Source organism: Thermomonospora umbrina (genome assembly GCF_003386555.1).
Taxonomy (GTDB): Bacteria; Actinomycetota; Actinomycetes; order Streptosporangiales; family Streptosporangiaceae; genus Thermomonospora; species Thermomonospora umbrina.
The window spans coordinates 7,325,323-7,342,377 of record NZ_QTTT01000001.1; the positions used below are offsets into that span (position 1 = coordinate 7,325,323).

Here is a 17,055-nt window from a genome sequence, read left to right on the forward strand (position 1 = left end):
CTCCCCCTCGGTACGGATCCGCGTGGACGGGCGCGGACGAGTGCGGCATCACATCTTGACATGTCCACCGGACAGGATGGTTCCATATGTCTGTATATACATGTCCAAGCCAACATGTGAGGTCAGCCATGACAGAGGGCAAGGCCATCCTGATCACCGGCGCCACCGGCGGAATCGGCGCGGCGCTCGTCCGCGCCCTCTCCGCCCGGGGCCGCACCGTGTACGCCGGAGCGCGCGGCGACGCGCCCGACCTGGCGTCCCTCCCGGGCGTACGGGTGGTGCGCCTGGACGTGACGGACGCGGCCGGCGTCGCCGAGGCCGCCGCCGAGGTCCGCGCTGCCCAGGGCGGCCGGGGCCTGCACGCGGTGGTCAACAACGCCGGGCTGATCGTCCAGGGGCCGATGGAGCTCGTTCCGCCAGAGGAGCTGCGCCGCCAGTTCGAGGTCAACGTGCACGGTCCGGCGATCGTCACCCGGGCGTTCCTTCCGCTGCTGCGGGAGGGGCGGGGGCGCGTCGTCAACGTCAGCGCCGCCAGCGCGCTGGCCGCCCCGCCCGGCCTGGGCCCCATCGCGGCGAGCAAGGCGGCGCTGGAGTCGCTGTCGGACGCCACCCGCCTCGAATTGGCCCCGTGGGGCATCCCGGTGAGCGTCGTCCGGCCCGGCGCGGTCTCGACGGCGATCTTCGGCAAGGCGGAGGAGGCGGCCCGGATCGCCCTCCGTCGGGCCGACCCGGAGGCGGTCGCGATGTACCGACCGATGCTGGACGCGATCGAGCGGACGATCGCGGACCAGTCACCGGCGCCCGTGGACGGCGTCGTGCGGACCCTGATCAAGGCGATCGAGGCCCGCAGGCCCCGGCGTCACTACACCTGCGGCCGCGACGCGCGGCTGCTGGCCGTGGTGTCGCGGCTGCCGGCGGGTCCGCGCGACCGGATCGTGGCGTCGGCGTTCGGCCTCCGCCGGCTGCCGAGGCCCCCGGCGGGGGCCTCGGCGACGGGCCCGGCGAACACCGCGGGGTAAGGGGGTTGCTCACCTTCCGGAAGGTTGACCGGGCGGTCAATCAGGTATCACCAAACTGGGACAATTCGGTCCCCCAAACCCCCCGGGAGGTGGGCGATGGCCAGGTTCGCGTGGGAGGACGCGGTCGCGTTCGTGGCTGGTCTCGTGGCCGTGCTGGCGCCGGAGCTGTGGGCCGACGCGACCGCCGCCAGGCAGCCGTTGATGGTGCTGGGCGCACTGCTGGCCCTGTCGGGCCTGTACGCGCTGATCGGCGCCGCGGGCCCCTCGGCCTGGACGACGACGGCGTTCGCCGTCCTGACGTTCGGCTCGCCCTGGGCGTTCGGCTTCACCGGCGAGGGCTCGGCCGCCTGGACGGCATGGCTCGCCGGCGGCGCCGCCGCTATCGTCGGCCTGTGGACGGCCGTACAGACCACGACCGCCGAGCAGGCCGGCAGCGAGCAGGTCAACGCCTGACGCGCGGCCCCGGAGGGCGACCCCCGGGACCACACGGCACGGGACGGGCGACCCCCGGTCGCCCGTCCCCCATGCCCGGGGTGCGACACCCGCGCCTCCGGAGGTTCGGGACGATCGTCGTGCGGCCCCCGGCGCTCCGGCGCACGGGGGCCTCGCGTCATCGGTCCCGGGCCGGAACGAGCGACGAGTGCGGGGGGCGCCCGGTGGGAGCGGACCGATGAGGAAGCGCGGGCGGGCCGAGGGCGACACCCGCACCAGGATCCTGGACGCCGCCGAGGAGTTGTTCGCGGCCGACGGGTACGAGGCCACCGCGACCGCCGGGCTCGCCCGGCGTGCCAAGGTGCCCAAGGGGCTGGTCTTCCACTACTTCCCGCAGAAGATCGACCTGCTGGTGGCGCTGGTCGAGGAGCGCACCCTCGTCGAGGTGCTGCCCGAGGACTCGGTGGAGGCCACCCCCGGCGACCCGGCGGGCACCCTCTCGGGTCTGGCACGGCGCTTCCCCCTGCGCGCCTCCCCCGCGATGCGCCGCATCCTGTTCCGTGAGGCCGACACCCACCGCACCGTCCGGGACCGGCTGCGCAGCCTCAACGGCGAGGTGCTGCGCCGGGCGCGTGGAGCCCTGGAGGTCGCCCTGCCCGGGGCGCGGGGCGACGCGGCCCGTCTGGAGGTGGCGGCGGCCACGTTCACGGCCGTCCTGCTCTATCAGGAGAACCTGTCCCAGCTCACCGGCGAGCACATCGACCCCGACGCCGTGGCCGACCTGATCGCCCGGGCCCTGGGCGCCTGAGTCACGGCTCCGGCGACTCGGAGGGCTCCAGCGGCTCCAGCAGGCGGCGGGGCCGCCCCAAAGCCCGAGTGACCGGGTCGTCCCGCAGCGGGACGCGGTCGGCGGAGGGGCGCGTCTCGACGTCCTGCGGGGGGACGACCCCGCCGCACTCCGGGCAGGTGCCGTCCGGATCGAGGCGACCGCCGCACGCGGCGTGCAGGTACAACCGCGTCGGGACGCCCGCGCGGACGTGACGCTCCGCCCAACGGGCGAACGCGTGGAGGCCCGGCCACAGCTCGCGACCCATCTCGGTGAGCACGTAGTCGTGGCCCTGCTTGACGAGCACGCCGGCCTCGACCAGCGTCTGCAGCCGCGCGGCGAGCACCGCCCGGGGCACGTCCAGATGGGCCTGGAAGTCGGTGAAGCGGCGGACGCCGTAGAAGGCGTCACGGACGATCAAGAGGGTCCACCGCTCGCCCACGATCTCCAGGGCCCGGGCCAGGGAGCAGTCCTGGCCCGTGTAGTCCTTTCCCAGCGCCATGCCGGCCAGTCTAACCCCCCGGTTCATTGAACGAACTCGCCATGCTAGCGTCGGGGGCCGATCCGGTTCGTTGACTGAACTTGGAGTGGCCCCCGTGTCCCGTACGACCCTCGCGACACCGTCCCGGACCTCCGCGGTCGGGAGGAACGGGGCCGTGCTCGTCCTGCCGAGCGCGGCGACGCTGCTGGCCCTGATGAACTATTGCGCCCCGATGACCACGCTCACCGCCACCGCCGCCGGGTTGGGGGCCGGATCCGCGGCACAGGTGTGGATGCTCAGCGGGATCAGCCTGGGCCTGGGGGCGACGCTGCTGGTGGCGGGCGGCCTGGCCGACGACCGAGGGCGGCGGCGGGTGTTCGCGGCCGGCGCGGTGCTCCTGTCCGCGGCCAGTGTGGTGTGCGCCGCGGCCCCCGACGCGGGGACGTTCGTCGCGGGGCGGATCGCGCAGGGCGTGGGCAGCGCGGCGCTGATCGCCACGGGGCTGGGCATCATCGGCCACGCCTACACGGGCGGCCCCGAACGGGCCCGCGCCACGGGGATCTGGGGGGCGATGCTCGGGGCGGGCATCGCCCTGGGCCCGATCGCCTCCTCCGCACTGGCCGAGGCCGTCCACTGGCGGCTGTGGTACTGGTTCACGGCGGTCGCCGCCCTCCCCCTCGCCCTCGCGGCGCTGCGCCTGCTCCCGGAGTCGCGGGCCGACCGGCGACGCGGCCAGGACCTGTGGGGCGCGCTCACGATGACCGCCGGGGTCGCGGCGCTGATGACGGCGATCACGCTCGGCGGGGACGGCTGGGGACGCCCCGTCGTGCTCGGCCTGTTCGCCGCCGCCGCCGGGCTGCTGGGCGTGTTCTGCCTGGTGGAGTCGCGCCGTCGGGAGCCGATGCTCGACCTGCGGCTGTTCCGCCATCCGGGCTTCGTGGTGTCGGTCCTGGGGGCGTTGTTCACCGGGCTGGCCGTCATCGGGATCATGAGCTACCTGTCCACGGTGCTCGAACGCACCCTCGGGCTGTCGCCGCTCGGCACGTCCATGGTCTTCGGGCTCTGGTCGGGCATGGCGTTCCTGGTGGCGCTCCAGGCCCGGAGACTGGCGCCCGTCCTGTCCGCCCGGCACCTGCTCGCCGTCGGGCTGCTGCTCAGCGCGGTCGGCGAGGCCGGGCTCCTCGGTACGGGGCCGGGCGACTCCTGGTGGCGGCTCGTCCCCGGCCTGGCGGTCGCGGGCGTCGGGAGCGGCCTGGCCAACGCCGTGCTGGCGCGCCTGGCCGTGGAGAGCGTGCCGGCCGACCGGGCGGCCATGGGTGCGGGGGCCGGCAACACCGCCCGCTATGTCGGGGCCTCGATCGGCGTCGCCATGGTCGTGGCCCTGGCCACCGCCGGCGGCGGCGGTGACGCGGCCGACCCCGAGGCGCTCGCCCGGGGGGCCGATCTGGCGATCATGGTGTCGGCCGCGCTGGCGCTGATCGCCGCCGTCCTGGCCGCCCTCATCCGCGACGGCGGGCCGACGGCCGGCGGTTCACCCGCCGAAGCCGAACGCCAACGGGGACTCGACGGGAACCTCCGGCAGGGCGGTGTTGGCGACGGTGACGAGCTGCCGTGAGCCGTTGAGCCGCTGCCACTGCCCCGCCACCAGCGGCACGCCCGCGACGCCGGGGGCGGGCCCGCGCGTCCAGTCCAGGGATCCGGCGAGGGTGTCGAGAGAGGTGCCGCTCAGGGCCGTGGCGACGGCGGCCCGGTCTGCGGCGTCGTCGGCGACGCCGAGCGCGTGCGCGGCCACCTCCAGCAAGGCGTGGGCCAGGCCAAGGGGCTGCAGCCACGCCCGGCCGGTCTCGCGTCGATAGTCCCGTGCCAGCGTCCGCGGTGTCGTGTCGTCGAGCGAGGAGTGGAACGGGTGACGCGGCGTCCAGTAGACGAGCGTGGCGACATCGTCGGCGCTGTCGGGAGCGGGCGGCTCGCCACCCGGGTGAACGCTGTCGGGGTAGGCGAGCCAGCGGGAGCTGGTGATCAGCTTCGGCGTCCAACCGACCGCCGCCGCCTGCGCGCGGAACCGGCCCAGGTCCGCCGCCGTCGCGGCGGTGGTCACCACCGTGACGCCGGCCTCGCGGAGCCGCGCGATGTACGGGCCGAAGTCGCGGACGCCCTCCGGATGGCCGCCCGGGTCGTGGATCTCGAAGCCCTCCGCCTTCGCCGCCGCCCGGAACCCCGTGGGGTCGTCGCCGCGCAGGTGCTCGCCCTGGGCCCCGTCGTTCCACAGACAGCCCACGCGCGCGTCCGGGTCCGCCGTGCGCCACAGCCCGGCGAAGACCGCCCCGATGTCGCCCAACCCCCAGCAGAAGTGCGCGCCCCACGAGCCGTCGTCCTCGAACATCCCCCGGTACACCTGCCAGGGCAGGGTGGTCGACAGGCAGGGGATCCGCGCGTCACGGCACTCGGCGGCGATCGCGGGCACCATCTCCGTCCCCGCCATGGTCACCACGAGCACCATCCGCGGATCGGCGGCGAGCTCCCGGACGGCCCGACGCGCGGCGCCGGGCTCGGAGCGGCTGTCCTTCCCCACGAGCCGTACCCGGCGGTCTCCGCCCGCGACGCCGGCCAACAGCGGGGCCATGCGCTCCGCGCAGTAGGCCAGTGGGTCGCCCAGGTGGGCCAGCCGCCCGCTCAGCGGCAGCACGATGCCGATTCGCACGTCCTCGTCCACGCACCCTCCCGACTCGGGGCGCGGCCGCACCTGCCGTTCGACCGCGTCCGGGTATCGGGCACCAGTGATATCACGTACCGTGAATATGTCCTTACGGTTCGCAACGTTGGTGAAGGGTCAGGCGAGGTCCTCGATGAACTCGACGAGCTGGGTGAGATTGCGGCACTCGTACATCGGAACGATCTCTCCGTACGCCTCGGCGGCGGAGTCCCCGGTGTTCCACTCGCGGCGCGGCTCGGGGTTGAGCCAGTAGGCGTGCCGGGCCTGCCCCGCCAGTCGGCGCAGGGTCGGCAGCGACAGCCCGCCGTGGTTGGAGCGGGCGTCCCCGAGGATGAGCAGGGCGGTCCGCGACGTCACGGCGTCGCGGTACCTCTCGTCGAACACCTCGATCGCGTGCCCGTAGTCGCTGCGGCCCGTGATCCACACCAGGTCCGCCTCCCGGGCGAGCCTCGTCATCGCGTCCGCGACGTCCACCCCGGGCGCGAAGAACCGGGTGATCTCGTCGGTGGTGTCGATGAACGCGAACGCCCGGACCTTGGTGAACTGCTCGCGCAGCGCGAACGTCAACAGCAGCGTGAAGTGGGCGAACGCGGAGACCGAGTCGCTGGCGTCGCACAGGATGACCAGCTCGGGCCGGTGCGGGCGGCGGGGCCGGTGGTGGGTCGTCAGCGGGACGCCCCCCGTGGACAGCGAGGCCCGCACGGTGCGGCGGAAGTCGAGGCGGCCCCGGCGCGCGAGCCGCTGTCTGCGGGCCAGCCGGGCGGCCAGCCGCCGCGCCAGGGGGTGGACCTCCCGGCGCAGGGCCTGCAGGTCGGCCCGCCCGGCGCGGTTGAAGTCGAGCCGTTCCAGCGGGGGCCGGACGGCCAGGCGGGCGGCGCGCTCGACGTCGGTGTCCTCGGCGATGCGCCGCCGGACCTCGGTGGCCACCAGGGACTCGAAGCGTTCGATCCGGTCGCGGAACCGCCGCCGGGCCACGCGTTCGGCCATGCCGCCGCGCTCCTGACCTTGGAGCACGCTGTTGAGCAGCCCGGCCATCAGCGTCTGCGGCGACATCGCCTGCAGCACCCCTGAGGAGAACCACGACTGACCGCCGGGCGAGCGCCCGTACCGGCCGACGGCGGCGCGGGCGAACTGGGTGAGCCCCGCGTCGTCGCCCGTCAGCAACAGGTCGAACAGCTCACGGCGGCGCTCCTGGACCTGCGGGTCGAGGGCGGGGGGCACGGGCGGCCGGTCCTCGTCGTCGGCCGGCGGGGCGGGCGGCTCGTCGCTCAGCGCCACCCCGTCGCCGAGGGCCCCCGGGTACCAGAGGTCGAAGAGGGTGTCGAAGGTCTGCCGATGGGCCGGGCGTTTGACCAGGGTGGCGGCGTAGGCGGCGCGGAGGGCCTCGCGGTCGATCAGGTCGACGACGCCCAGCGCCCGTGCGGCGTCCAAACCCTCGGCGATCGACACCGGCAGGCCCGCCCCTCGCAGCGCGGCGAGGAAGGCGGTGTGCCGGTCGACCAGGGACCCCATGGTCAGCGTCCGTCGGCGGGCAGACCGAGCTCGCGGACGGCCCGTTCCTGGTCGGAGACGTGCTTGAGGACGACGCCGAGGGTGCGGGCGACGGCCGCCTCGTCCAGCTCGTCCAGACCGAGGGCCAGCAGGGTCCGGGCCCAGTCGACGGTCTCGGCGATCGACGGCGCCTTCTTGATCTCCAGGGCGCGCAGCGCGCCCACCGTGCGGACCAACTGCTCGGCCAGTTCGGCCTCGATGCCGGGCACCCGGGCGAGGACGATGTCACGTTCCCGCTCGGGTGTCGGGTAGTCGAGGTGCAGGTAGAGGCAGCGGCGCTTGAGGGCCTCCGACAGCTCCCGGGCGGCGTTGGAGGTGAGGACCACGAACGGGCGGCGCACGGCGGCCACGGTGCCCAGCTCGGGGATGGTGACCTGGAAGTCCGACAGCACCTCCAGCAGCAGCCCCTCCACCTCGACGTCGGCCTTGTCGGTCTCGTCGATGAGCAGGACGGTGGGCTCCGCGCGGCGGATCGCGGCCAGCAGCGGCCGCTCCAGCAGGAACTCCTCGGTGAAGATGTCGTCGTGGGTGGCGTCCCACGCCTGGTCGGTGGGCGCCGCCTGGATGCGCAGGAGCTGCTTCTTGTAGTTCCACTCGTAGAGCGCGCGGGCCTCGTCCAGGCCCTCGTAGCACTGCAGCCGGACCAGCTCCGCGCCCGCCGCCGAGGCCACCGCCTTGGCGAGCTCGGTCTTGCCGACCCCCGCGGGGCCCTCGACGAGCAGCGGCTTGCCGAGCGCGTCGGCCAGGAACACCGTGGTGGCGATGGCCTCGTCGGCCAGGTACCCGGCGTCGGCCAGACGCCGTACGGTCTCGGCGGGCGAAGCGAACAGGGTGGTCATCGGGCCGCCTCGGTCGTGGGCCGTGTCGTGGGCCGTGTCGTGGGCCGGGTCCTGGGCCGCACCTTGGTATAGATCAGGTTGTTGCCGCCGAACTGCAGGGACAGCCCGCCGGGCTTGACGGTCACGCCCCAGTGGGACGCCTGCCGGGGGTCGCCGCCCTCCCAGGAGAAGCGGTAGCGGTTGCCGGTCTCGGGGATCACCCGCCCGGTCCACAGGGTCCGACCCCGTGCGATCCAGGACACCGTCCCGTCCGGCTTGAACACGAAGTGGTCCTTGGCGGAGCCCTTGCGCACCCACGTCCCGACCAGCGGCCTGACCTGAACGGGTCGGACCCCGGGCAGCGGCGCGGAGGTGACCTCCGACGCGGAGGAGCCCCCCGCGCCCTCTCCGTGGGCCCCACCGCCGCATCCGGCGAGGGCGAGCGCCGCGGCGGCCACCGCCGCCGGGACGGCCGGGCGTGGTCGCCGGAACGGGACCGTCACGAGGACCTCCGGGGGATCGGGGGGACGGCGGCAGTGTACCCGTCGGTAGTCATACCTGAGGGGGAGCCACCCTTGGCACCGCCGTAGGTCGCGGGCCCCGCCCACTCGGACATATAACCGTGAGATGACCGAATCACGGCTGCCCCGCGACGACATCGCGGCGGCGATGGCGGCACGGCGGGAACTCGGACCCGAGTACGACGACGCCTTCGTCGACGCGGTCGTCGCCCGACTGCACGAGGCGATGGACGTCCGCCCGGCGGCCCCGGCCCCCGCGCCGCCCCGTCCGTCGAGCGGGGATCGCGGAGTCACCTCGCTGCAGGTGTTCTCGATCGTGGCGGCCATCCCGCTGACGGGCATCGCGGCGGGGACGTCGGGCCTGCCCGGGCTGATCGTCGCCTGGGTGGGCCTGGTCCTCCTCAACGTCGCGTTCGCGCTGCGCCGGCCGTGAGCGCGCCCGCACGGGGCGCGGCGCCCACGGCCGGCACGGGTCTCACCTGCCGGGCTCGGGGTCGCGCGGGAGCCCGAGCAGCCGCTCGCCGATGATGTTGAGCTGCACCTCCGTGGTGCCGCCGTAGATCGTCATCGCCCGGCTGAACAGCATGGCCCGGGCGACGATGCCGCTGCGCTCCATCGGCACCTCGGTGGCCGCGGCGGCGCCCTGGGCGGCCCAGCAGTGGTCGGCCACGTCCTGGTTGAACTGGACGCCCAGCAACTTGCGCACGCTGGCCTCCGCGCCCGGCTCCACCCCGCTGAGCTGCTTGAGGGTGGTGCGCAGGCCCAGCAGGTCGATCGACTGGCCCTGCGCCAACAGCCTGCCGATCTCGACCGCCGCGATCGGGTCCGGCTCGACGTCACGGAAGAAGTCCAGCAGTTCGGGGACGCCCATGCCGAGGCCGCCACCGGTCGACAGCGACACCCGCTCGTTGCTGAGCGTGTTGCGGGCGACCTTCCAACCCGCGTCCACCTCGCCGACCACGCAGTCGTCCGGAACGAAGACCTCGTCGAGGAACACCTCGTTGAAGATGGCCTCGCCGGTCAGCTCCTTGAGCGGGCGCACGTCCACGCCCTCGGCCTTCATGTCGACCAGGAAGTAGGTGATGCCGTTGTGCTTGGGGGCGTCCGGGTCGGTCCGGGCGATGCAGAAGCCCCACTCGGAGAACTGGGCCATCGAGGTCCAGATCTTCTGCCCGGTGAGCCGCCAGCCGCCCTCGACCCGCTCGGCCCTCATGGACAGCGAGGCCAGGTCGGAACCCGCGCCGGGCTCGCTGAAGAGCTGGCACCAGCTCATCTGCCCGCGCAGCGTGGGGCGCAGGAAGCGCTCCTTCTGCTCCTCGGTGCCGTAGGCGACCAGGGAGGGCACCAGCCAGGCCCCGATGAGCAGGCTGGGAGCCCGGACGCCGGCGGCCTTGAGCTCCTGCTGGATGAGGATCTGCTCCACCGGCCCGGCGCCGCGCCCCCACGGCCGGGGGAAGTGCGGGACGGTCCAGCCGTCGTCCCCCATCCGGGTGTTCAGCTCGTTCCGGTCCTCGATGGCCGCCAGCTCGGCGATCTCGGCCCGGATCCGCTCGCGCAACGGCTGGGTGTCGTCGTCCAGCTCCAGCTCCACCGGGCGGCGGTGACCGGCCAGGCCCAGCCGGGCGACCGTGGCGGCCCACTCCTTGGTGGGGCCCAGCAGGGCCCGCAGGGTCAGCGCCCGGCGCAGGTGGATGTGGGCGTCGTGCTCCCAGGTGAAGCCGATGCCGCCGAGGATCTGGATGCAGTCGCGGGCGGTCTGCACCGCCGCGTCGGGCGCGAGCACCCCCGCCACGCCCGTGGCGAACCCCGCCGACGGGTCGGGGGCGTCGTCGAGGGCGCGCGCGGCGTCCCATACCGCGGCACGGGCCTGCTCCAGCACGATGAGCATCCGGGCGGCCTTGTGCTTGACGCCCTGGAACTGCCCGATCGGGCGGCCGAACTGCTCGCGGACCTTGGCGTACTCCGACGCGGTGGTCACGCACCAGGAGGCCACCCCGGCGGCCTCGGCCCCCAGCAGCACGGCGGCCAGGTCGAGGACCGCGGGGCCCTCGAGGCCGTCCAGCACCCGGTCGGCGGGTACGCTCACGTCCACGGCCTCCACCTTGGCGACCCGGCGGACCGGGTCCAGGCTCGGCAGGGTGGTGACGGTCAGCGTGTCGGCGTCGACGACGACCCACTCCTCGCCCTCATCGGTGTTCACCGGAAGGACGATCACGTCGGCGAGCAGCGCGCCCAGCACCGGCTGCGCCGTGCCGGTGATCACCAAAAGGCCGTCCTCGCGGCGTCCTGTCAGCCCGCCCGCCGTCGACAGCGCGGCGGTGCGGGAGCCGTCGGCCAGCGCGGGCAGCAGCGCGGCGCGGGCCTTGGCGTTGGCGCTCGCGTCGATCGCGGCGGCGGCCAGCACGGTGGGCAGGAACGGTCCCGGCGCGGCGGCGCGGCCGAGCTCCTCCAGCACCACGGTCAGCTCCAGCAGCCCGTAGCCCTGGCCGCCGTGCTCCTCGGGCAGGTGCAGGCCCAGCAGCCCCTGATCGGCCAGCGCCGGCCAGAAGCCGGGGCGGGTCTCCTCGTCGGCCTCCAGCGCGGTCCGTACGACGTTCGCGGAGATGTTGCGCTCCACGAACCCGCGCACCGACTCGGCGAGCGCCTCGTGCTCCTCGGTAAGCCCGATGGCCATTGGTCACCTTCTTTGTTCCGGCCCGGGGGCCGTGTCCGGCTGGTCCCGACAGTTGCTGAACGAAACTCTAGAACAGCGTTCGGGTTTCTGGCGAGACCGACCCTACTCCCTGGTAGACACCGGACCCCAGGGCAGGTGACCGGCCGTCGTCAGGAGCGCAGGCCCCGGTAGAGCAGCGCGAGCGCCTCGACGGCGTCATCCTCGGTGGGCAGGGTCGCGGCCCGCCGCGCGGCGGACTCCGCGAGCCGCGCCGCCAGCGCCGGGTCGTCCAGCACGCGCGCCACCGCCCGTTCCAGCGCGGCGGCGTCGCCGGACGGCACCAGCAGCCCCGCGCCGTCGCCGGACTCCCCCGCGCCCAGCATCGCCGGGACGCCGCCGACCCGGGTGGCCACCAGGGGCCGACCCGCCCGCAGGATCTCCTGAACGATCAGCGGCTGCCCCTCCCAGACGCTGGACACGACGGCCACGTCGGCGGCGGCCAGCAGCCCGGGCACGTCGGACCGGCGGCCCAGCAGCCGGACCGGCAGGCCCTCCGCGTCGATCCGCGCCCGCAGCTCCGCCTCCAGGGGGCCGTCCCCGACGATCGCGACCAGCGGCACGGGGTCGCGGCGCGCCCATCCGGCCGCCGCGTCCAGCAGCATCGGCAGGCCCTTCTGCTCGGCGAGCCGCCCCACCGTGATGATCAACGGCCGGTCCCCCAGGCGCAGCGCCGCCCGCAACCGCTCTCGCGCCTCGGGACCGGGCCGCGCACCGGTCGCCGGCGCGGGCACCAACGCGTGCGCCACGTGCCGGGCCCCGAGCTCGAGCATCCGCTCCTCCAGATCGGGCGAGACGCCCAGCACCTGGTCCGCCCCGCTCGCCACGATCCGTTCCAGGACGCCGTACGCCGCGCCCGTCAGGCCGCCCGTCAGCAGCGCGTTGTGCAGCGTCACCACGACGGGGACCCGCCCCCGGCCGAGCCGCAGCGGGCCGGGCACGATGCCGCCGCAGGCCGTCACGGCCAGCCCACCGGCCCGCAGACCGTGCGCGTGGACCACGTCCGCGTCGCGCAACAGCGTGCGCAGCGCGGCCACGGCGCGCAGGTCGGCCGGCGGGCGGGGCCGGTCGGTGACGTCCACGGGGGCGAACCAGGCGCCGGTCTCGGTGAACCGGAACAGCTCCTCGGTCGCGGCCGGGCCGCAGACCACGACCCGCGCGCCGCGCCGCACCAGTCCCCCGGCGATCGAGCGGACGTGACGCCCGACCCCGCCCGCGGCCGTCCCGAGCACGAGGGCGACCTTCAACCCGTCAAGCTTCCTCATGTGCCACCTTCCGCCTGAGGACGGCCCGCAGGTCGCGGCCGTCGATCACGTACGCGATCACCAGGAACACCAGCCCCGCCACCACGGCGGCGACCACCGCCACCGCCGCGTTCGCCCAGCGTCCGCCGGTCCCCACGACGACGGCGAACCCGTACCCCGCCGCCCCGGCCACGGCCGCGCCGATCGGCCCCGCGAGCACCGCCCGCCCCGCCCCGTCCAGCACCCGGCGTCCCCGCACCCGGACCAGGGCGGCCAGCAGCAGCCCACCCGCGACCGTCATCCCGATCGTGTTGCCGAACCCGAACGCGGCCACGACCCACCCCTCGGGGACCACCGCGACCAGCGCGACGTCGGCGACCAGGACCACCAGCCAGCCGATCACGGTCGCCGTCGCCGCCGCGCGGCCCCTCCCGCAGGCGAACAGCACGCGCCCCAGGTGCGCCACGAACCCGTAGCCGACCAGCCCGGGCGCGAACGCGAGGATGCCCCGGGCCAGCACCTCCGGATGGGTCTCCGGCGCGGCGTCCAGGAAGTGCGCCGCCGGAACCGCGACCGCGGCCACCACCGCCGCCCCGGCGCAGGAGACCAGCAGCACCGCCCGGGTGGACGAAGCGGTGATCGCGTCGAACCGCTCCCGGTCGCCCGCGTGCGCGGCGAGCACCGGGAACGCGCTCGTGGCGATCGGCACCACCAGGATCGCCCAGGGCAGCAGGTACACCGCCCACGCGTAGTTGAAGTCGGCCAACGCGCCGGGCGTCCCCTCCCAGCTCAGCACGATCACCGCCAGGGTCGCGACCTGCTGCGCGACCACCGTCGCCAGACCCGCCGCCGCCAGCCGCCGCACCTGGGCCGACGCACCCGGCGGGAACCGCAGCGCCGGACGGAGCCCCAGCCGCAGCGGCCGCATCGCCACCAGGGCCGTCACGACCAGCGCGAGGACGCCCAGCGTCGTGCCCACCGACAACACCATCTCGGCGTCTTGGGGCAGCCCCGCCAGGTCGGCGCGATGCTCCGCGCCGAACGGCACGAACAGCAGGTACGCGCCCATCACCACGAGGCTCGACATCAGCGGCGCCAGCGCCGGCCCGGTGAACCGCCGATGCGCCTGCAGGACGCCGTACAGAACGACCGCCAGCCCGTACAGCACGACCTGCGGCGCGAACACCGCCAGCATGTCCGCGCCGACCGCGACCGCGTCGTCGGCCGAGCATTCCCCGGCCCTCTCCGGGATCAGCACCGCCATGAGGGGACCGGCGAGCAGGGCCATCAACGCCGACAGCGGCAGCAGCGCCACGACCACCCAGGTCAGCATCGCCGACGCGGTCCGCCGGACGTGCTCGCGCTCGCCCCGTTCGATCGGGCCCGCCAGCACCGGCACCACCATGCTGGCCAGCGCACCGCCCGCCACGATCTCGAACACGATGGTCGGGAGCATGTTGGCGGCGTTGTAGACGTGCCCGACGCAGTTGGCCGTGACGGTCTGCGAGAAGACGACGGTGCGGCCGAACCCCGCCAGCCGGGCCAGGATCGTCAGGACGCCGATGAGGACGGCCGCACCGGCGAGGCCCCGGGTCAGCCGCTGCATTGGGGGAGGATCACTACGCCGAGTCCGCCACCTGCACCGCGGGCTCGGGGACGGCGTCGGGTGTGTGGGCCGGACGGCGTCCGAGCATGTCGAGCCGGTTCAGGGCGGGGGTCCGGGCGATGACCTTGGTGAAGCTGACGAACTCGCTGGCCGCGTTGAGGCCGACCAACCCGGTCAGCACCGCCAGCCGCGGCCCCCGGCCCAACCGGGTGGCGGCCAGGCCCAGCAGCGCGCCCAGCGGATTGGAGCCGGCGTCGCCGAGCATCGCCCGCTCCCCCAGGTCCTCGGGGAGCAGCGCGACGGCGGCGCCCAGCGGCGCCGCCACCCCCGCGGCCCGCGCCGGCCCGGACGCCGCCAGCGGCAGCCCGGTCAGCAGACCGACCTTGATCGCCCGCCCGGGGCGCAGGTCGAACAGGTTCATCAGGTTGGCGGAGGCGGCCACGATCGCCCCGTTGAGCGCGGTGTCCAGCAGCCGCCCGCCCCGGGTGGGCGCCGGGGAGCCCGCCACCGCGGCGGCGGCCAGGCCGGTCGCCCCGATCCCGAGGATCTTCACGGCCCCGCTGGTGACCTCGCCTCGCGCGAGGGACCCCAGGTGTCCCTTGAAGCCCCGTGAGGACGACGAGCCCGCCAGGTCGTCGTAGGCCCCGAGGGCTCCCGCGCCCGCGCCCGCGACCACGGAGGCCGCCCGCATCCGGCCGGGCACGCCGGGGGCCAGCAGCACCCCCGCCAGGGACCCGGCCACGAAAGCCGGCCCCTCCAGCAGGGTGACCGGCTCGCCCCGGTGGTTGGTGCGGCCCCAGACCTCCTCGCCGGGCAGGCCGTTGCGGCCCGGCGGCCTGCGGGTCAGCGCGGTGTAGGCGGCGCGGGCGGCGACGCCGGCGAGGATCCCACCGACGATCGTGGCCCTCACTGGCTCGCCCCCGGTCCCGGAACGGGCAGGTCGGTGCCCGCCCCCTCGCCGATGCCGAAGTGGCCCGTCTTGCCGGCCAGTTGCCCCTCCAGCGCCAGCACGGTGATGATCTGGCCGGAGGACATGTCGAGGGTGTCGACGGAGGACACGTCGTCACCGGTGTCGGCGTCCCGCAACGCGGCGATCAGGCCGCCCTCGGCGACCGCGGTGAGCGGACCGGCCAGCACCGCGCCGCGGCCCGCCCCGTCCAGACCGCCGGCCAGGGCGATCAATGCCTTGTTGTCGGATTCCGCGCCGTCCTGGTACGGAGACGAGGGTGCGATCATGACGGCGAGTGTCGCATGCTGCGCGGGCTTCCCGCTGAGGGTCACGAAACCCGCCGAGCGAAAGGCCTCCAGGATCGCCTTGCCGGAGGCGTCGTCGCGCAGCGCCTTGGCCGGATCCCGGGTCACCAGCGCGCCGGACAGCACCCGCGCGGCCTTGTCGTGCGGGGTGGCGCCCTCCGGGAACGTCGTCCCGGCCGGCTTGAGCTGCTCGGCCAACCGGTCCAGGGTGGCGAGCCGTTCGTCGTCCAGGTACTTGCTCTGGATGGTGACCCGGCCGGTGACGGTGGCGCCCGCGACCTTCTCGCCGAGCAGCTCGCCGACCTTGTCGAGACCGCCCTCGCCCGCGCCGGGCGTCTCGATCAGCACCACGGACTGGTTCTTCAGTTGCCCCGCCAGCACCCGCGGGCCGACCATGCGGGCGAACCGCTCCTGGTACTCGGTCTGGGTGAGCAGCTCCCGCTGGCGGGTGCGCAGCTCCTCGCTGCGCTTGCCGGCCCGCTCGGCCTCCTTCTGCAGGGTGCCGAGCAGCGGATCCGACAGCGCGGTGGCGCCGAGCACGAGGCCGACCGCCAGCGACAGGAAGATCGCGACGATGGAGACGAGGTGGTAGCGGAAATCGATCACGTGAAGAGTCCGGTCAGCCAGAAGAGGAAGGCGTGCCAGCGCTCGGCCAGCAGGGGGAGGATGACCTCCCCGATGGGCGACACCAGCACCGCCACGGTCATGGCGATGAACGCGCCCAGCACCAGGAGCAGCAGCGACCAGCCGGAGATGCGGCTGCGGTAGAGCCGGCTGACGCCCTTGGCGTCCACCAGCTTGCTGCCGACCCGCAGCCGGGTCAGGAAGGTGCTGGCCATCCCGGCGCGTCCCTTGTCGAGGAACTCCACCATGTTGGCGTGCGTGCCGACCGCGACGATCAGGGTGGCGCCCTTGTCGTCGGCGAGCAGCATCGCGATGTCCTCGCTGGTGGCGGTGGCCGGGAACACCACGGCGTCCTCGCCCAGGTCCTTGACCCGCTTGAGGCCGGGGGCCCGACCGTCCCGGTAGGCGTGCACCACCAGCTCGGCGCCGCACGTCAGGGCCTCGTCGGACACCGAGTCCATGTCCCCGACGATCATGTCCGGTCGGTAGCCCGCCTCCAGCAGCGCGTCCGCCCCGCCGTCCACCCCGATCAGCACCGGCCGGTACTCCCGGATGTACGGGCGCAGCGTGGCGATGTCCTCGCGGTAGTGGTAGCCGCGGACCACGATCAGCGCGTGCCGGCCCTCCAGCTCGGTGGCCACGTCGGGCACCCCGACGCCGTCGATCAGCAGCTCGCGCTCGCGGCGGACGTACTCCATGGTGTTGGCGACGAACGCCTCGATCTGGTCCGACAGCCCCGCCTTGGCCTCGGTCAGCGACTGCTCGACGGTCTCGGCGGTCTGCTCCCTGCCCTTGGCGACCACCTCCTCGCCGCGCAGGACGGAGCCCTCGTGGACCCGGACGGCCTCGCCCTCGGCCAGCCGGGTGAAGATCTCCGGCCCGACGTCGTCCACCAGCGGGATGCCGGCCTCGAGGAGGATCTGCGGGCCCAGGTTCGGATAGCGTCCCGAGATGCTGGGGGCCACGTTGACCACGGCGCCGACCTGGCAGGACACCAGGGCCTCGGCGCTGACCCGGTCGAGGTCGACGTGGTCGATCACCGCGATCTCGCCCGGCTGCAGCCGCTTGGTCAGCTTCTTGGTGCGGCGGTCGAGGCGGACCTCGGCCCGCACGCCGGGCAGCCCGTCGTCCCTGGCCGGGCCGAGCCCGAACACGCGCCGTGACAATCGTCGCGGAGCGGTGCGGGCACGCCGTTCGGCGATCGAAGACCGTTCGTTCATCAGCAGCCATCCTGCCAGAGCACGCGGGGGGACACT

At 74.5% G+C, this 17,055-nt stretch carries 16 protein-coding genes; 5 read left to right on the top strand and 11 right to left on the bottom strand.

Annotated features, from left to right (window positions below; genetic code table 11):
• Window positions 1-128 precede the first annotated feature (128 nt).
• The 3 genes from DFJ69_RS33285 to DFJ69_RS33295 all read left to right on the top strand — a co-directional run bounded on the left by DFJ69_RS33285 (window position 129) and on the right by DFJ69_RS33295 (window position 2,259).
• Window positions 129-1,019, top strand: coding sequence for an SDR family NAD(P)-dependent oxidoreductase (locus DFJ69_RS33285; protein WP_116026239.1), 891 nt, complete (start codon window positions 129-131; stop codon window positions 1,017-1,019).
• Between the two features lie 96 nt (window positions 1,020-1,115).
• Window positions 1,116-1,472 (top strand): SPW repeat domain-containing protein, encoded by a 357-nt coding sequence (locus DFJ69_RS33290; RefSeq protein WP_116026240.1) that lies wholly within the window; start codon window positions 1,116-1,118, stop codon window positions 1,470-1,472.
• Between the two features lie 217 nt (window positions 1,473-1,689).
• Window positions 1,690-2,259: a TetR/AcrR family transcriptional regulator gene (locus tag DFJ69_RS33295; RefSeq protein ID WP_116026241.1), complete on the top strand. Its 570-nt coding sequence runs from the start codon at window positions 1,690-1,692 to the stop codon at window positions 2,257-2,259.
• A 1-nt stretch (window position 2,260) separates the two neighbouring features.
• On the opposite strand, the gene DFJ69_RS33300 is transcribed toward DFJ69_RS33295, so the two are convergent.
• Window positions 2,261-2,779 carry a winged helix-turn-helix transcriptional regulator gene (locus DFJ69_RS33300; RefSeq protein ID WP_116026242.1) on the bottom strand — a complete coding sequence of 173 codons (519 nt, stop codon included), beginning with the start codon at window positions 2,777-2,779 and terminating at the stop codon, window positions 2,261-2,263.
• A gap of 154 nt (window positions 2,780-2,933) precedes the next feature.
• On the opposite strand from DFJ69_RS33300, the gene DFJ69_RS33305 reads away from it, so the two are divergent.
• A complete protein-coding gene (locus DFJ69_RS33305) occupies window positions 2,934-4,373 on the top strand; it encodes an MFS transporter (protein ID WP_211328902.1) in 1,440 nt (479 codons plus the stop codon).
• Here the strand turns inward: DFJ69_RS33305 and DFJ69_RS33310 are convergent.
• From DFJ69_RS33310 to DFJ69_RS33325, 4 genes are all read right to left on the bottom strand, one after another.
• The gene (locus DFJ69_RS33310) at window positions 4,290-5,471 is read right to left on the bottom strand and encodes an ABC transporter substrate-binding protein (RefSeq protein WP_211328903.1); all 1,182 of its coding nucleotides are present in this window, start codon (window positions 5,469-5,471) and stop codon (window positions 4,290-4,292) included. The two genes, DFJ69_RS33305 and DFJ69_RS33310, sit on opposite strands and share 84 nt — an antisense overlap.
• A gap of 117 nt (window positions 5,472-5,588) precedes the next feature.
• Window positions 5,589-6,983, bottom strand: a complete 1,395-nt coding sequence (locus DFJ69_RS33315) for a VWA domain-containing protein (RefSeq protein ID WP_116026244.1) — start codon at window positions 6,981-6,983, stop codon at window positions 5,589-5,591.
• Window positions 6,984-6,985: 2 nt separating this feature from the next.
• The gene (locus tag DFJ69_RS33320; RefSeq protein ID WP_116026245.1) at window positions 6,986-7,861 is read right to left on the bottom strand and encodes an AAA family ATPase; all 876 of its coding nucleotides are present in this window, start codon (window positions 7,859-7,861) and stop codon (window positions 6,986-6,988) included.
• A complete protein-coding gene (locus DFJ69_RS33325; protein WP_211328904.1) occupies window positions 7,858-8,343 on the bottom strand; it encodes a hypothetical protein in 486 nt (161 codons plus the stop codon). Before DFJ69_RS33325 ends, DFJ69_RS33320 begins: the two co-directional genes overlap by 4 nt.
• A gap of 124 nt (window positions 8,344-8,467) precedes the next feature.
• Here DFJ69_RS33325 and DFJ69_RS33330 point away from each other — a divergent pair, with 124 nt between their 5' ends.
• The gene (locus tag DFJ69_RS33330; RefSeq protein WP_116026246.1) at window positions 8,468-8,794 is read left to right on the top strand and encodes a hypothetical protein; all 327 of its coding nucleotides are present in this window, start codon (window positions 8,468-8,470) and stop codon (window positions 8,792-8,794) included.
• 42 nt (window positions 8,795-8,836) lie between these two features.
• Here DFJ69_RS33330 and DFJ69_RS33335 read toward each other — a convergent pair whose 3' ends face one another.
• From DFJ69_RS33335 to steA, 6 genes are all read right to left on the bottom strand, one after another.
• Window positions 8,837-11,035 carry an acyl-CoA dehydrogenase family protein gene (locus DFJ69_RS33335; protein ID WP_116026247.1) on the bottom strand — a complete coding sequence of 733 codons (2,199 nt, stop codon included), beginning with the start codon at window positions 11,033-11,035 and terminating at the stop codon, window positions 8,837-8,839.
• Window positions 11,036-11,184: 149 nt separating this feature from the next.
• A complete protein-coding gene (locus DFJ69_RS33340; protein ID WP_211328905.1) occupies window positions 11,185-12,336 on the bottom strand; it encodes a glycosyltransferase family 4 protein in 1,152 nt (383 codons plus the stop codon).
• The gene (gene murJ / locus DFJ69_RS33345) at window positions 12,323-13,921 is read right to left on the bottom strand and encodes a murein biosynthesis integral membrane protein MurJ (RefSeq protein WP_116026249.1); all 1,599 of its coding nucleotides are present in this window, start codon (window positions 13,919-13,921) and stop codon (window positions 12,323-12,325) included. The genes DFJ69_RS33340 and murJ overlap by 14 nt, the downstream gene beginning before the upstream one ends.
• 13 nt (window positions 13,922-13,934) lie before the next feature.
• The gene (locus DFJ69_RS33350) at window positions 13,935-14,831 is read right to left on the bottom strand and encodes a hypothetical protein (RefSeq protein ID WP_116026250.1); all 897 of its coding nucleotides are present in this window, start codon (window positions 14,829-14,831) and stop codon (window positions 13,935-13,937) included.
• Window positions 14,828-15,781: a copper transporter gene (locus DFJ69_RS33355; RefSeq protein WP_116026251.1), complete on the bottom strand. Its 954-nt coding sequence runs from the start codon at window positions 15,779-15,781 to the stop codon at window positions 14,828-14,830. Before DFJ69_RS33355 ends, DFJ69_RS33350 begins: the two co-directional genes overlap by 4 nt.
• The gene (gene steA / locus DFJ69_RS33360) at window positions 15,778-17,019 is read right to left on the bottom strand and encodes a putative cytokinetic ring protein SteA (protein ID WP_116026252.1); all 1,242 of its coding nucleotides are present in this window, start codon (window positions 17,017-17,019) and stop codon (window positions 15,778-15,780) included. Before steA ends, DFJ69_RS33355 begins: the two co-directional genes overlap by 4 nt.
• Window positions 17,020-17,055 lie beyond the last annotated feature (36 nt).

What these genes read in the sequence shown, in the direction of transcription:
- DFJ69_RS33285 (WP_116026239.1), top strand. Translation starts at nt 129, where the DNA reads ATGACAGAGGGCAAGGCCATCCTGATCACCGGCGCCACCGGCGGAATC.
- DFJ69_RS33290 (WP_116026240.1), top strand. Translation starts at nt 1,116, where the DNA reads ATGGCCAGGTTCGCGTGGGAGGACGCGGTCGCGTTCGTGGCTGGTCTC.
- DFJ69_RS33295 (WP_116026241.1), top strand. Translation starts at nt 1,690, where the DNA reads ATGAGGAAGCGCGGGCGGGCCGAGGGCGACACCCGCACCAGGATCCTG.
- DFJ69_RS33300 (WP_116026242.1), bottom strand. Translation starts at nt 2,779, where the DNA reads ATGGCGCTGGGAAAGGACTACACGGGCCAGGACTGCTCCCTGGCCCGG.
- DFJ69_RS33315 (WP_116026244.1), bottom strand. Translation starts at nt 6,983, where the DNA reads ATGGGGTCCCTGGTCGACCGGCACACCGCCTTCCTCGCCGCGCTGCGA.
- DFJ69_RS33320 (WP_116026245.1), bottom strand. Translation starts at nt 7,861, where the DNA reads ATGACCACCCTGTTCGCTTCGCCCGCCGAGACCGTACGGCGTCTGGCC.
- DFJ69_RS33330 (WP_116026246.1), top strand. Translation starts at nt 8,468, where the DNA reads ATGACCGAATCACGGCTGCCCCGCGACGACATCGCGGCGGCGATGGCG.
- DFJ69_RS33335 (WP_116026247.1), bottom strand. Translation starts at nt 11,035, where the DNA reads ATGGCCATCGGGCTTACCGAGGAGCACGAGGCGCTCGCCGAGTCGGTG.
- DFJ69_RS33340 (WP_211328905.1), bottom strand. Translation starts at nt 12,336, where the DNA reads ATGAGGAAGCTTGACGGGTTGAAGGTCGCCCTCGTGCTCGGGACGGCC.
- murJ (WP_116026249.1), bottom strand. Translation starts at nt 13,921, where the DNA reads ATGCAGCGGCTGACCCGGGGCCTCGCCGGTGCGGCCGTCCTCATCGGC.
- steA (WP_116026252.1), bottom strand. Translation starts at nt 17,019, where the DNA reads ATGAACGAACGGTCTTCGATCGCCGAACGGCGTGCCCGCACCGCTCCG.